Raw genomic sequence first — 15,403 nt, 5'->3', positions numbered from 1 at the left:
CTTAAAAGAATTGTGAAAGCAATTCTTTAAGTTAAGAATTTCTTACGCGCGCTACTTATTTTCCAATGTGCTATAATACCGCTTAGCGTCCATTCCTATTTTGAATGATTCCCCTATCATATAAAATTTTTTTCACGCAAATCAACCCATGATTTTCTCGGCTGCAGCGGGCATGTCCGCACTAGGACTACCGCACCTGCAACTTCAATAGCAGGATGACTTGTTTTAAATCGAACAGAGTCGTAATATGGAACTAGAAAAGTAGGTGACATTATGCGTAAGAAAAGAGTGCTCCTGCTCTCCGAAGGATTCGGATCAGGGCACACGCAAGCCGCGCACGCTTTGGCGGCAGGCATGCGTCAGCTCAGTCCGGATATACAGACCCGCGTTATGGAGCTGGGTAATTTTCTTAATCCCGTACTAGGACCTTTGATTATTTCCGCCTATCGCAAAACGGTCAGCAGTCAGCCGAAGATGGTTGGTCTCATGTACCGCAGCAATTATAAAAAATCGTTAAATCGATTCGCTCAGCTTGCGCTCCATCGCGTATTTTACACACATACCTCGCAAGTTATCGCACAGCTTAAGCCGGATCTCGTTATTTGTACCCATCCTGTTCCAAATGCTGTAGTCAGCCGGCTCAAGCGGCTAGGCCTTCATATCAAGCTTTGTACCCTCATTACCGATTATGACGCACACGGCTCGTGGGTCAATCAGGAAGTAAATAAATTCCTGGTCTCATCCGCCCTTGTGAAGGACAAGCTGATCAATCACGGCGTTCCTGAAAGCCGCATTGACGTAACCGGTATTCCTGTCCATCCACATTTCTGGAAAGCTCATGACAAGGCTGAGGTTCGTCAGCATTTTGGTTTGAAATCATTGCCTACCGTTCTTATTATGGGCGGCGGATGGGGACTTATGTACGAGGACAGTTTGCTGGAATATATGACGAAATGGCGCGAGCACATTCAATTTATTTTTTGCGTAGGAAACAATGATAAGGTTAAAGAAAAGATGCTTTCCAACTCTAATTTTCAGCATGAGAATATTCGGATCCTAGGATTCACCAAGGAAGTCAGCAAGCTGATGGATGTAGCCGATGTTCTTGTAACAAAGCCGGGAGGGATGACCTGCACCGAAGGCATGAGCAAAGGAATCCCAATGCTGTTCTATGAGCCGATTCCGGGACAGGAAGAAGAAAATTGCGAATATTTCATTCGTAATGGCTTTGGCGAGATGCTGGAGAAAACAGAAACGGTAGATAAATGGATGGCAGCCATCCAACAGATAGATGAATCCAGTCGTTATCGCCAAACCTTACTCGACAAAAGAAATGAACAATATAATCCGACTACGTGCCCAAAAGCCGTCTTGCAGCTGTTGCAATGACGGCTTTTTACTATGTACATCCTTTTATTTTAGGAGAATAGTACAAGCCGTTTCCGGTTATTGTTATAGAGAGGATGTACTTGTCGCAGTTGTAAAGCAAAGGGAGCGGATAAGGATGAAAGAACGGAGCATGGACGGAAAAACAATCATATTACGACTCGAAATTGATACCCAGCAGGCGCAATTTGGCAAAGCCGTTACAGCCATTGAAGCGGCAGGCGGAGATATAGTCGCGATTGACGTTATCCAGACCGACAAATTGATTAGCATACGTGATTTAACTGTAAAAATTACCGAAGCAGGGGCAGCTGAACGGCTGCAATCTGTCTTGCAAAGTGTACCTGGCATTCGTCTGCGGCATGTATCCGATCGCACCTTCCTCCTTCATCTAGGCGGTAAAATTACGATTCAGCCTAAAACTCCAATTCAAAACCGCGACGATCTATCCCGTGTTTATACACCGGATGTAGCCAGAGTATGCCAAGCGATAGAGGCGGACCCAAAGAAAGCTTACACTCTTACTATCAAACGTAATACAGTGGCTGTTGTCTCCGACGGAAGCGCCGTTCTTGGCCTTGGCAACATCGGCCCTTACGCAGCAATGCCCGTTATGGAAGGTAAAGCCATGCTGTTTAAGCAATTTGCAGATGTGGATGCTTTCCCCATCTGTTTGGATACGCAGGACACTGAAGAGATTATCGCCTCTATTAAACATATAGCTCCTGCTTTTGGGGGGATCAATCTAGAGGATATATCGGCGCCGCGCTGCTTCGAGATCGAACGCAGACTACGCGAGGATCTCGATATCCCCGTCTTCCATGACGACCAGCATGGAACAGCCGTCGTACTATATGCCGGGCTGCTAAATGCACTAAAATTAACGAAACGCAAAATAGAGGATACACGTTTTGTTGTATGCGGAATCGGCGCTGCCGGTACAGCTTGCACCAAAATGCTGCTCGCCGGCGGTGCAAAGCATATCATTGGCGTAGATCGTGAAGGGATCCTAACAGCTGATCGTACTTATAACAATCCGATGTGGCAGTGGTATGCAGAACATACAAATGAGGCTAGAATCAGCGGAGGACTAAAAGAATCGCTCGAAGATGCCGATGTATTTATAGGGGTATCAGCAGGCGGCATTCTTACCAGAGAACATATCTTGTCTATGGCACCTGATCCCATTGTGTTCGCAATGGCTAATCCCGAACCAGAAATCCGACCAGAACTAGCCGAAGATATTGTTGCCGTCATGGCCACAGGAAGAAGCGATTATCCGAATCAGATTAACAATGTCCTCTGCTTCCCCGGCATATTCCGCGGAGCACTCGACAGCCGGGCAAGCAACATTACAGAAGAGATGAAGCTCGCAGCAGCCGAAGCGATTGCATCTGTCATCAGTGAAGATGAATTGAGCAGATTGTATATTATTCCAAGTGTGTTTAATACAAGAGTTGTAGAGGAAGTTCGCAAGCGTGTCGTTCAAGCGGCGCAGGACAGTGGAACAGCGCGAAGAAAGCCTAGAGAATAAAGAAAACCAACAATTTGTCTTCGTCTCCCTCTTGGGAGATAAAGACAAATTGTTGTGTATGCCTATCCGTTTATACTATAATAACTAGGTTAATAGTATAGACAGTTGGAAGGATGAATAACGAATGGCTACGGCTTCTCCATCACTGCAGAAACGGGATAATATTCCTGAACTGCTACTCGTTCGGGCAATGGCTATCATCGGTGTCTTGTCCGTCCACTCGACTTCGTTCGCCACCGTTGATATGGTGAACTCGAATTACTTTTTCATGTATAACTTCTTCAATATTTTTATGAAAATCGGTACGACGACCTTTATCTTCCTAAGCAGCTTTGTCCTCTTCTACAACTATTACAACCGGCCTTTGGACAAGAAGTTGCTAGGCAGCTTTTATAAGAAAAGACTGTTGTACATTATAATTCCTTACCTGGTCTTTTCCTTATTCTATTTCGCCATTTTGCATTTCTATTATTATCCGGACCGGACTCTATCAACCGAGTTTCATAATTTTATTGATAAAGTGCTAACCGGCAAGGCTTACACGCATCTTTATTTCGTCTACATCAATATTCAGTTTTATCTGATGTTCCCACTATTCCTGTGGCTGATGAAAAAGTATCCGCGTACGGTCAAATGGGCTATTCCTGTCGGCTTTGCACTCCAGTGGGGCTTCTTCATGCTTAATAAATACGGCCTGGAGACACCTGTTCCCAACCGCGGAAGCTGGTCATTCTCTTATTTCTCGTATTATTTGATGGGCGCGGCTCTAGGAATCTATTATCCGAAAATAAAAGAATGGATTATAATCGCCAGAAACCATGCAACTACCCTTCGCGTGGTCACCTGGATCGCCTTGTGGGCCCTTTGGCTTGCGGCTGGGTTAGCGCATGTGTATTTGTATTACGAGACTAGACTTCACCTTGATTCATTCAATACTACATTGTTCGATCTCGTGTGGAATATTCATGGGGTACTAACGGCACTTGTTTTAATGCAAATTGCCTTTATTTTATCTCGTAAGCTGCCAAAGGTCCTAACCCAGCTTATTGGAAGATTAGGTGCTCTGTCCTTTGGCGTCTACTTGATCCATCCATTCTTCCTGCTCGTCTACCGGCAATATCCGCTCCATACAGGTACAGCCTGGAAGCTACATCTCTGGTATCTCGGCGGCTTTGCGCTTGCCCTGGTCGGATCCTGGATCGTTGTTTCTTTCTTTGCCCGTTACGTTCCATTTAACTGGATCGCCTTCGGCAATCTGCCGAAGCCAAAGAAACGCCCTTCCGGGCCAGTCGTTCCAGAAAGACAGCTGGACGCGTAATTCATCCGTAGGAGGAATAAGTCGTGAGAATGAAAGTGATTGCTGCACTCCTCGTCATCGCCATCGCGATCACTTGGCCGGTGTCCCAGTATCAGCTGAACGCTGCTACTAATAAGCCTGCACATTATAAGAACAAAGTTATCGTTCTCATGTATCATCATATCGATGAGAAGGAAAGCGGAGCAACGATCTCTCCAAGCCGGTTCGGCACGCATATGAAGCTTCTGAAGGAGAACGGCTATAACGTGATCAGCGTTGAGCAGTTTGCAGATTTCATGAAGAAGAAAGGCACCGTTCCTGACAATGCAGTTGTCATTACGTTCGACGACGGCTACGAGAGCTTTGATCAGTATGCGGTTCCTATTATGAAAAAGTACAATTTTGTTGGCACTCACTTCATAATTGGGGCAAGCAGTGACAAACAAAATGTACATACCAAGCATCTGACTTGGGATACGATGCGTAAGCTTAAAGGTGAAGGCAACAGCTTCTACAGCCATACTTATAATCTGCATGAATATGCTGCACTCGATAAAAAAGGAAATAAAAAAGGGCCTGTGCTAAGCAATCCGATCTATCTGCCTGACAAGGGCCGAGTAGAAACGAAGAAAGAATACATGGCTCGTGTGGAAGCAGATGCACAGTTGATGGAAAAACGTTTGAAGGAAGAATTGAACAACTCCTATCAAATGATTGCTTTCCCATTTGGCTCCTACACCTCCAGCGTTAAGCAGCTTGAGAAAAACGCAGGCGTTAACTTATTTTTCACCACCCGCCCAGGTATTAACCGATCAGGATCGGATGAAGTATTCCGCCTGAATGCAGGAACACCGGTACTTTCAGCCAACAAATTCCTCGATATGATGAAGAAATATGGAAGATAGTGATTCGAAAAAACCTTAGCCAAGTGGCTAAGGTTTTTTTTATTGAGTATCTAATGCGGACGCTTCATGAGGCTCTACATGCACATGAATACTCATAATATTATGCTTCTTCTCCATCCGCTGCTCAATCTCATCACTGATCCGATGGCTCTCGATAAGCGACAAACCGGGATCAACTTGTACAATAACGTCAATAAGAACATTACTGCCATGTACACGTGCTTTAATGTCTTTAATCGACCTCACACCCGTCGTACGCTCGATCGTCGAGCGAAGCGTCATCAGCTCATTCGCATCAAAGCCATCTGTAAGAGCATGCGTGGAGCTATAAAAAATCTCCCAAGCTGTCTTGCAGATAATCCCGCCTACTACTAGCGCAGCAACTGGATCAAGCCACGGCAGGCCAAATTGAGCGCCTATGATGCCGATAGCAGCTCCGATACTGACCAGCGCATCAGATAAGTTATCCTTCGCCGCTGCGTGTAGTGCCTGATTATTAATTCGATTAGCAAGTCTACGGTTATAAATATAAACGGCTCCCATGCAGACTGCCGCAAATAAAGCTACCCATGCCGAATTCAGAGAAGGTATCGTCTGCACACCGGAGAATAAGGAGCGTACTGTGTTGATAATAACCTGCAGGCCTACAGTCGCCATAATAAACGAGGCGATCAGGGCTGCAATGGTCTCCGCCCGGAAATGCCCATACGGATGATCCCTGTCAGGCGGCTTCTGTGAAATTCGCAAACCGATTAAGACAGCTACTGATGCAACGATATCCGTTAAGTTGTTAAATCCGTCCGCAACGAGTGCGCCTGAGGCGAACCAATAGCCGGCGCCAAGCTTGATCGCAGACAGCCCGATATACGCGCCAATGCTGACCAAAGCTCCCTTCTCGCCCTGCCTGATCTCTTCATACTGATTCACTATGTCCCCTAACCTCATTTCACTGTTAATCCATGAATGCAATATGGAGTATCATACCCGAACGAATACAAGTGGGTCTAGAGAAACAGTGTTTACCATATACGTACTTTTATGCACGGAGGCAACTGCGTGCTGCGCAAAAGGTTTGGACCTCCGATCGCTGTTGTTCCCAGATTTCTTTAATCAATTCGCTTAAGCGGTTGAAATCCGGGAACAAATGCGCACTAAAAGCTTTCTGAAAGAAAGCTGCTTCGTAAGCATATGCCTGCTTCTCCGGCTCAAACCTTTTACTCCGCACAAATTCGGTTGCAATTCCTCCACAATAAGATATACAAACAAAAAAGGCCGTACCGAGTTATGAACTCGTACGGCCAATTTCTCATTTATTTATACTGCGTACATACGCTCGCGAAGCGCCTTAACTTCATCGCTCTCCAGGTACTCATCATACGTCATCATTCTGTCGATCAAGCCGTTTGGAGTGATCTCCATGATACGGTTAGCGATGGTTTGAACGAACTGATGGTCATGTGAGGTGAACAGAACTGTACAGTCCGTATCCGTCAGACCATTATTGAGCGCTGTAATGGACTCAAGGTCCAAGTGGTTCGTTGGCTCATCCAAAACAAGCACGTTCGCACCGCTCAGCATGATCTTCGACAACATACAGCGTACTTTCTCGCCACCAGACAAGACTGTTGCTTTCTTCATCGCATCGTCGCCAGAGAACAACATACGTCCCAGGAAGCCGCGAATGAACGTTTCATCTGGATCCTTCGAATATTGACGCAGCCATTCCACGAGGTTCAGCTCAACCCCATCGAAGTAACTCGCATTATCTTTCGGGAAGTAGCCCTGAGTTGTTGTAACGCCCCATTGGTACGTACCCGAATCGGCTTCCAGCTCGCCCATGAGCAGTTGGAAGAGAACCGTTTTCGGAAGGCCATTAGGACCAACAAATGCGATTTTGTCGCCTTTGTTTACAGCAATCGTTAAGTTATCAATGATTTTCTCCCCGTCGATCGTCTTCGTCAGACCTTCAACAAGCAGAAGCGATTTGCCCGCTTCACGATCGCCTTTGAAGTTGATGAACGGATATTTACGGTTCGATGGACGAATATCGTCGAGCGAAATTTTATCCAGCAATTTCTTACGTGAAGTCGCTTGCTTGGACTTCGATTTATTCGCACTGAAACGTTGAATGAACGCTTGCAGCTCTTTGATTTTATCTTCTTTCTTCTTGTTCTCGCCGCGTTGAAGTGCGAGAGCCAGCTGGCTCGACTCATACCAGAAGTCGTAGTTACCCACATACATTTGGATTTTAGCAAAGTCGATGTCCGCGATGTGCGTACATACCGTATTCAGGAAGTGACGATCATGGCTGACTACGACAACAGTGCCTTCGTAGCCGGACAGGAAATCTTCCAGCCAACGAATGGACTCGATGTCCAAATGGTTGGTAGGCTCATCGAGCAGCAGGATGTTCGGTTCGCCGAACAATGCTTGTGCCAGTAAGACGCGGACTTTCTCGTTGCCGCCAAGCTCAGCCATTTTCTTGTCATGCAGATCAGGAGTGATACCCAGACCGTTCAGCATCTCAGCTGCTTGCGACTCAGCTTCCCAGCCATTCATGTCAGCAAATTCAGCTTCAAGCTCGCCTGCGCGCATGCCGTCTTCGTCAGTGAAGTCCGCTTTCGCGTAGAGAGCATCTTTCTCTTTCATAACGTCATACAGCTTTTTGTGACCCATAATAACCGTTTCGAGTACAGCGAACTCATCGTATTCGAAATGGTTCTGCTTCAATACTGCAAGTCGTTCGCCTGGTGTGATATGAACTTCCCCGCTGGATTGTTCAACCTCGCCGGACAAAATTTTCAGAAACGTCGATTTACCGGCGCCATTTGCACCAATGAGGCCATAGCAGTTGCCAGGCGTGAATTTAATATTTACATCTTCGAACAGAGGCTTCTTCCCGAAGCGAAGTGTTATGCCGCTAGTACTAATCATTTATTTAATCCCGTCCTTCTTTACCATACTCAATTATCTCGAACCATTATACCACAGTCTCCATCGGAAACGAACGTTCAATTGCACCCAGCAGGGGAAAAAGATGCGTGTTTAGCCTCTACGATCTATCCTTCTTGACTCTATTGGAACATTTTTGAAAGTTTGGCGTCAACTCTCTAAGATAGATCAGGTTGAAGGCAAAAAAACAGGCTGCCATGATGACATGACAGCCTGTCTCCTTATTAATCCCAGTTCAGCTTTACTTCATTGCCTGTACGGGATGATTCATAGATCGCATCCAGAATACGACTGTTTGTATAGCCCGAAAGCGCAGAAGAGATTGGCTCCTTGCCTTCGTTGATACATTCGATGAAGTGCTTGCTCAATAATACGCGATCCTCTTCACCTTCCAGCGGCTCGATAGTGCTCTCAACAACCTCGTCGCCTTCATGGGTTACAAATTTGCCGTCATTGCCAACTAGTGCAGCGCCGCCCTCTTTGCCCATCAAATGGATGTAAGGGTCTTGGCTCATACCTGCCGCATGAGCAGCCCAGCTCACATCAAGCGACAGCGTCGCGCCATTGTCCAGCTTAATAAGTGCTGTTGCAAGGTCTTCTACATCGTAGTAGCCATCCCAGTTAGGCGTACCCCAAGTGCCAATCCCACGGCGCTCCGGACCAAACTCAGCATAAGTGGAGCCGTATACGGATACTGGCTTTGGATTGCCCATCAGGTACAACGAAAGGTCTAGCATATGAACACCAATATCAATAAGCGGACCGCCGCCAGCCATATCTTTGCGGGTGAACCAGGAGCCCCAGCCTGGAATGCCTTTTTTACGAATCCAGCCGGTTTTAACATTATAGACATGACCGAGATCGCCATTCGCAACCCGCTCTTTAATCGCACGGTTAATACCGGTCCAGCGCATTTGTTGTGCCATCATCAGTACTTTGCCCGAAGCCTTCTGAGCTTCGTAGATCGTACGAGCAGCTTCTGCATCAATGGCCATCGGTTTCTCGAGCAAGACATGCTTGCCCTGCTTCAGTGCTTCGATTGCGAGCGGGGCATGGAATTGGTTCGGAACGCCGATAACAACTGCATCGATAGCCGGATCCTCAAGCAGTGCCTGCGGATTCACATGAACGGTCTTAATCCCAAACTCCTCTGCTCTTTGTACCGCAAGCGGCAAATACGCGTCTGTAATCGCAGCTACATATACCGACTCTGCTCCTACCTTTGCGAATGTTTCCAGATGAACTTTACCTATAGCTCCTGCACCAATAATGCCAAGACGGATTGGTTGACTCATGTTCTCTAGTTCCTCCTAAAATGAATGATTACCTATGAGGCCATCAATCATATCCATGTATAAATTAATTATAGCTTGAGGGACTTTGTCCGTCATTGCGCTTATTTGGCTTACTCTTGTTCTCGTTTGTTATTTTTCAGTCCGATTTGGGCAGCGCCATGTTTCCCCATGCGGCAGCACCTTAACCCGCTTCTCATCGATTTCTCGTCTTACCCGGTCCCGCTCCAGTCGGTCAAGCGCCTCGCGAGGTGTATCATCGGCAAGCTTGAAGGCACCGTAATGCATCGGCACGAACCACTCGGCTCCGGTATCTTCGAATGCTTGCAGCGCTTCCTCCGGCGTTACGTGCTGATCCCCCATGAACCACTCCGGATCATAAGCACCAATCGGCATCAGTGCGATGTCTATCTGGAATCGTCGGCCAATCTCCTTGAAGCCTGGAAAATAACCGCTGTCCCCGGCAAAATAGATCGTTGGATCAGAAGATCCCTTCTCCACCGGTTCAAGTATCCAGCCTCCCCAATGAGAGCTGTTCGTGTCCCAGAGATTACGACGGGTCCAGTGCTGGGAAGGTACAAAAGTAATACGAATCCCATTTACCTCTACGGATTCCCACCAATGAAGTTCTCTTACGTTTGTAAAACCTTTCAGCCTAAGCTTCGAACGAAGCCCGGCAGGAACAAGCAGCTGCTTGCGGCCTTGAAGCCGGCGCAGCGATTGGATATGAAGATGATCATAATGGGAATGAGAAATAAGAATGAGATCAACAGGAGGCACATCATCAATCGGTATGCCCGGCGGTGTTAATCTTCGCTGAAAAGCCATCTGTCCCGCCCAGACCGGGTCGGTCATGATGTTTTTGCCAGCTAACTGAATAAGGAAAGAAGAATGCCCCACCCACGTTAAGGCAGGCTCTTTTTTATTATGATGCAGGAATTCCAAATCCGGCTTTACGTTAGGAACGGAATAGGAATAATCTTTCGTTTTCACTTTACGAAGACGTTCTTGCCGCTCTAGCCGCCAACGTTGCAATTGCTTCATGGAATTATGCTGCCGAACTGGCTCGCTATTCGTAAATTTCTGCTGCCTCAACCGTTCATCCCTCCCGTTTGTCATGTCCTGTACCTTAAAGATACCAAGTTGAGGATGCCGAGGCAACTGCCTCAAGGCTGACTACTTTCTGATTAGGCCTATTCGCACAAGCGGTTTTTTTCATGTACACTATGATTATAATATCGAGTTAGTGAACAGGAGGGCATAATTAAGATGAAACTTATTTCTATAGAGCCAACACCAAGTCCAAATTCCATGAAGCTGAATATGGACGAGTCGCTGCCGCGTGGTGTTAGACAGTCCTTTACGAAAAAAGAAGCGGAGTCCGCCCCTGAGCCGCTCCGCTCACTTCTTGCCATAGATGGCGTGCGCAGCATCTTCCGCACAGCTGATTTCATTGCCCTCGACCGCGTATCGAATGCGGACTGGGCGCGTATTCTCGCCGATGCAAGAGCCCTTCTGCTCGGCGGGGCTGACGGCGACACCGCAGGAGGAGCCGCTCTTGCCGCCGAGAGCTACGGCGAGGCGCATGTGCTCGTGCAAATGTATCGGGGAATCCCGATGCAGGTGCGCGTGAAGACAGGCGAGCGTGAAGCACGCTCCGCGCTGCCGCAGAAGTTCACCGACGCTGTAACAGAAGCGGCTGGCGCATCCATGATCCGAGAACGGAAGCTCGAGGAGTTTGGTGTCCGTTATGGCGAGCTGGAAGAGATCGCTGCCGAGATCGTCAAAGAGCTCGAAGCAGCTTACACGCCTGAGCGGCTGCAGGAATTGATAGCAGCGGCTCAGGCGCAAGGTCCTGGCGAAGAAGCAGCTGCTCCAGCAAGACCGGCGCCACTGTCCGCAGAGGAAATCTCAGCGAGGCTGGAGTCGCCGGAATGGCAAATCCGCTACGCCGCGCTTGAGCGGATGTCGCCGGAGCCAGAGCTGCTGCCGCTGATTGCAAGAGCACTGCATGACGAGAATATGTCGATCCGCCGACTAGCTGTCGTCTACCTTGGCGATCTTCGCACACCAGAGGCGATGCCATATTTGTTCGAAGCGCTGCGTGACAAATCCGTATCTGTGCGCCGTACAGCAGGAGACACGCTGTCCGACTGGGGCGACCCGGCTGCTACCGGCCCGATGATTGAAGCACTTCGTGATCCAAACAAGCTTGTCCGTTGGCGCGCCGCACGCTTCTTGTACGAAGCCGGCGATGAAAGCGCCGTGGAGGCTCTGCGCAAGGCGGCGAAGGACGCCGAATTCGAGATTCAGCTTCAAGCGCAGATTGCGCTGGAGCGCATTGAACGCGGCGAGGAAGCTGCTGGATCGGTCTGGCAGCAAATGACCGCAGCCCGGAACCGCGAGCAGCAATAAGCTTAACGAAAAAGAGCCTTATCCCAAAGCAAACATGCTGGGGATAAGGCTCTTTTCTAACTATTGATAATCCAACTGAACCTGCACAAGCATCGAGCCGTCATTGCTGTATGGCTCATAACGAGCCGAGTATCGTACCGATACATGCGCTGCCTTGAAGGCAGCCGTCAGATCAGCGGCCAGCTGTGAGCCATGGAGATAGCGGAAATGCATACCTGTCTGCTGCTCCATTACCGCCTCACGGATGTCTTGTTCGAGCTCAACAAGGCTTGCTACCGTATGCTCAGGCTCCGTCCATTGAAGACCAATTCCGGTTTTGAGCTTCTCATACACCGCGGCTTTAGCGCTGTCTGTGCTCTTAAGCTTATTCAGCTCTTCACTATACGAATGATTCGCCGTTGGATAAGTTTTCACCCATTGATGATCAACATGCATTTCATCATCTGTCTTCAAATAATAATTGTAGCTGATATGGGATTCGACCTGCGTCTCTGTACCAGCCTGTTTCACAATAGGATCATCCCATGTTAGATCCAGATGATACCAATTACCATTCAACTGCACCATATTCCAAGCGTGGTCACCTGTTTTCACTTTGCCTTCTGCAATCAGGACCGGAATTCCGACAGCTTTTAGCATTTTGTAAGCCAGTAGTGAATAACCTTGACATACAGCTGTTCCCGTCGTTAAAGCATCATAGGCGGTGTAATGCTTCAGCGTTTCATCATACTGCAGTTTTTCGATGATCCAGTCATGAATGGCTTTAACTTTCTGATGCTCATTCATTTGCGGGGTAATGATCTGCGCGAGTGCTTTCTTCACCATCTCGTCAACAATGGCCGTTTGCTCCGTTGTCTCGCGATATCTGGCTTCGAGCTTAATCGTCGACAGATTCCCCCAGCTGCGGATTGTATACAAATAGGAGTCAAGAATGTACGCTGTGTAATCATCCTGTGCCAGCGCCAAATTTATCGTATTTTGCAAGCCGTCAGAAAGCTTGTGCTTGTCTCCTTTATATTGAAGTGTAAAATGTTCGGATCTGCTTTGAAATTGCGATGCCAGCTCCTCTTCCAGCTGATCAATCGTGCCGCCTCTTCCTGAGGCTGACGCAAATACAGAGAACAGATCGGATTTCATGTTCAAACCAATGGAAGCAGCTAGAAGCGCTGCTACTGCCGTAATTTTCCAACCTGTTTTTCGCATAGGTACCTCCCGTTTGCGGGAATATTAGTGTATTACTCCATTTTATGCGATTCCCGTTTGTGTTAAACACAGCAGTACCTAAAATTTATATAAATGTTATATCTACCTTCATCATAACGCTAATTTGAACGATGGCAAGATAAGATTTCGTTGTTAAATAATTGATAGAATAATATAGCCTTCCAATGTAATTGCTGGAGTGGCTTTTCGTCATCTTGCTTTTCATTATAGCAATGAATTATAGTAGTAAAGGAATAAATACTAGCTGAATTCATTTGTCATATTAAAGATTTTCTACACCGTGCTCGGAGGTTGATGCTTTACCATCAAACACCCCGCAGCACTTTTTCGTCTGTTGCGATGTATGTAAGTTAGAAAATGAACAAAGCTATCTATATTAAGAAGCAAGTTGCGTGCTGCTTACGATACATAACGGATGCAGCCGTTTATGTTATAAAGCTTACCCTTAGTTATTATATTAAGGAAAAGGGAGACGATTGGTTTTGAGTAACGAGACAGGATGGAAGGCGCTTCTTAATAAGCCGTTTATGGTCTTTTCCATCATCATGATTTTAAAAATGCTTATCGTCTGGATCATCGTATTTGATGGCGGGACCGGAGATATTATCAAAATGCTGCTCACCGGCATTTCATCTATTGGATTTATTTTCTGTTTAATCGAGTCCTTCGCTTATCGGAAGAAATTCATGACCTATTTAATAAGTGACCTCATTCTAACTGCTATTTATTTTGCCGTTATTATGTACTACAAGTATTTTGGCGTTATTGTAACTTATCATGAACTGCGTCAAGTCAATCAGGTAGGGGAAGTAAACAGCAGCGTATTCTCACTGATGGATCCGTATTTCCTGTTTATCTTCGCCGATATTGTCGCTTTGTTCATCCTGTTTGCCAGCAAAAAACGTTTCCGTGCATGGAGCCGCACCTTGTCAGTCAAAGGAAGACGAACCTGGTTCGTCGCTGGACAAGTGCTGGCGGTTGCAGCCTGCGCAACAGCTATTATTCCTTACCGCCAAGATATGAATGAGTTCCAGCAAGCGAAAAACATGGGGATCCTGAACTACGAGATTTATGCGACCTTCGCTCCTTCTAAAGACTTGCCGATCAATGTGGAAGAAGTAACACCAGCGATGGTCGAGCAGGAAAAAGGAAGCGCCCAGCCCGCACAACCTGCCTATTGGGAAGCTGCCAAAGGGAAAAATGTGATTATCATTCAGCTTGAGGCCTTTCAAAATTTCTTGATCAACCTGAAAATCGACGGCAAGGAAATTACGCCGAATATGAATAAGCTGGCTGCTGACCATTTCTACTTCCCGCATTTCTTCCAGCAGGTTGGCCAAGGCAATACGGCAGATGCCGAGTTCGTCGTGAATACATCGCTTTATGTTCCGCCGAATGGAGCTGCCTCTGAGGTCTATGCGGATAAAGAACTGCCAAGCATGCCGAAGGCTTTCTCCGCTAACGGCTATCAGACTGCATCCTTCCATACAAATAATATTATGTTCTGGAATCGCGATCAGCTGTATAAGGCGATCGGCTGGGACAAATATTATGATGACACCTTCTTTGGCAAAGAAGATCCTGTTGCTTTTGGCCCTTCTGATGAAGTGCTTTATGCCAAATCAGCCGATGAGCTCGCTCGTATGCAGCAAACCGGTCAGCCGTTCTATGTGCAGCTCATCTCGATGTCCGGCCATCATCCATTCCGTATTCCTGAAAGCAAATATAAAATGGAGCTGCCGGAACGTTATAAAGATACACTTGTTGGCGATTATATCGAATCCCAAAACTACGCTGACTACGCGCTTGGCCAATTTATTGACGAGCTGAAGAAAAACGGAGTATGGGATAACAGCGTTATCGTCTTGTACGGCGATCATCAAGGCTTGCCAATCTACTCGCTCAACAACGATGAGAAAAAGCTGATGAAAGAAATCTACGGCCGTGATTATACACTGCCCGATATGATGAACATTCCGCTTATTATGTCTATACCTAATGAGCAGCATCAAGTGTTAAATCAAGTCGGCGGACAATCGGATATCTTCCCGACCGTATCTAACCTGATGGGCGTTTCCATTAAGGATCAAGTCCACTTCGGACAGGATCTGCTGAACCATACAAGCAACATCTTGCCTCAACGTTATTATCTGCCTTCCGGTTCGTTTATCTCGGATCTAGGCGCATTTGTACCAGGCTCCGGCTATGCGGATGGAATCACTTATCCACTAGCAGGCGGCCCTGTAACAACTCCGCAGGATACAGAGGACACTTATACGAGAGCACACAGACTGATCAGTATGTCTGACGAATATGTCGCTTCACTTCCGGAATGGGATAAGAAAGTAGTTAAATCGCAGGACGAAGGTAAGCAGGTTGCATCAAGCAAATAATAGTT

General features: G+C 47.1%; 11 protein-coding genes. 6 read left to right on the top strand and 5 right to left on the bottom strand.

Annotated elements, in window-relative coordinates; all coding sequences use genetic code 11:
• The first annotated feature begins 273 nt into the window (after positions 1–273).
• The 4 genes from AB4Y93_RS07865 (at position 274) to AB4Y93_RS07850 (ending at position 5,122) form a co-directional block, all read left to right on the top strand.
• Positions 274–1,389 carry an MGDG synthase family glycosyltransferase gene (locus AB4Y93_RS07865; RefSeq protein ID WP_441890654.1) on the top strand — a complete coding sequence of 372 codons (1,116 nt, stop codon included), beginning with the start codon at positions 274–276 and terminating at the stop codon, positions 1,387–1,389.
• A 115-nt stretch (positions 1,390–1,504) separates the two neighbouring features.
• A complete protein-coding gene (locus AB4Y93_RS07860; RefSeq protein WP_441890652.1) occupies positions 1,505–2,920 on the top strand; it encodes an NAD-dependent malic enzyme in 1,416 nt (471 codons plus the stop codon).
• A 124-nt stretch (positions 2,921–3,044) separates the two neighbouring features.
• A complete protein-coding gene (locus AB4Y93_RS07855) occupies positions 3,045–4,238 on the top strand; it encodes an acyltransferase (protein WP_441890650.1) in 1,194 nt (397 codons plus the stop codon).
• Between the two features lie 29 nt (positions 4,239–4,267).
• Positions 4,268–5,122, top strand: coding sequence for a polysaccharide deacetylase family protein (locus AB4Y93_RS07850; RefSeq protein WP_441891593.1), 855 nt, complete (start codon positions 4,268–4,270; stop codon positions 5,120–5,122).
• A 39-nt stretch (positions 5,123–5,161) separates the two neighbouring features.
• Here the strand turns inward: AB4Y93_RS07850 and AB4Y93_RS07845 are convergent, their stop codons facing one another.
• The 4 genes from AB4Y93_RS07845 to AB4Y93_RS07830 all read right to left on the bottom strand — a co-directional run bounded on the left by AB4Y93_RS07845 (position 5,162) and on the right by AB4Y93_RS07830 (position 10,461).
• Positions 5,162–6,052 (bottom strand): cation diffusion facilitator family transporter, encoded by an 891-nt coding sequence (locus AB4Y93_RS07845; RefSeq protein ID WP_441891591.1) that lies wholly within the window; start codon positions 6,050–6,052, stop codon positions 5,162–5,164.
• 384 nt (positions 6,053–6,436) lie between these two features.
• Positions 6,437–8,056 carry an ABC-F family ATP-binding cassette domain-containing protein gene (locus tag AB4Y93_RS07840; RefSeq protein ID WP_441890648.1) on the bottom strand — a complete coding sequence of 540 codons (1,620 nt, stop codon included), beginning with the start codon at positions 8,054–8,056 and terminating at the stop codon, positions 6,437–6,439.
• A 242-nt stretch (positions 8,057–8,298) separates the two neighbouring features.
• Positions 8,299–9,369, bottom strand: a complete 1,071-nt coding sequence (locus tag AB4Y93_RS07835) for a Gfo/Idh/MocA family protein (protein ID WP_441890646.1) — start codon at positions 9,367–9,369, stop codon at positions 8,299–8,301.
• 129 nt (positions 9,370–9,498) lie between these two features.
• Positions 9,499–10,461 carry an MBL fold metallo-hydrolase gene (locus tag AB4Y93_RS07830; protein WP_441890644.1) on the bottom strand — a complete coding sequence of 321 codons (963 nt, stop codon included), beginning with the start codon at positions 10,459–10,461 and terminating at the stop codon, positions 9,499–9,501.
• A gap of 174 nt (positions 10,462–10,635) precedes the next feature.
• On the opposite strand from AB4Y93_RS07830, the gene AB4Y93_RS07825 reads away from it, so the two are divergent.
• Positions 10,636–11,781, top strand: coding sequence for a virulence factor (locus tag AB4Y93_RS07825; RefSeq protein WP_441890642.1), 1,146 nt, complete (start codon positions 10,636–10,638; stop codon positions 11,779–11,781).
• Positions 11,782–11,841: 60 nt separating this feature from the next.
• Here the strand turns inward: AB4Y93_RS07825 and AB4Y93_RS07820 are convergent, their stop codons facing one another.
• Positions 11,842–12,984: a transglutaminase domain-containing protein gene (locus tag AB4Y93_RS07820; RefSeq protein ID WP_441890640.1), complete on the bottom strand. Its 1,143-nt coding sequence runs from the start codon at positions 12,982–12,984 to the stop codon at positions 11,842–11,844.
• 548 nt (positions 12,985–13,532) lie between these two features.
• On the opposite strand from AB4Y93_RS07820, the gene AB4Y93_RS07815 reads away from it, so the two are divergent.
• A complete protein-coding gene (locus AB4Y93_RS07815) occupies positions 13,533–15,398 on the top strand; it encodes an LTA synthase family protein (RefSeq protein ID WP_441891589.1) in 1,866 nt (621 codons plus the stop codon).
• The last annotated feature ends 5 nt before the right edge of the window (positions 15,399–15,403 follow it).

It is taken from the genome of Paenibacillus sp. YAF4_2, assembly GCF_052113225.1.
Taxonomy (GTDB): Bacteria; Bacillota; Bacilli; order Paenibacillales; family Paenibacillaceae; genus Pristimantibacillus.
This window is presented reverse-complemented; position numbering and strand designations above follow the sequence as displayed.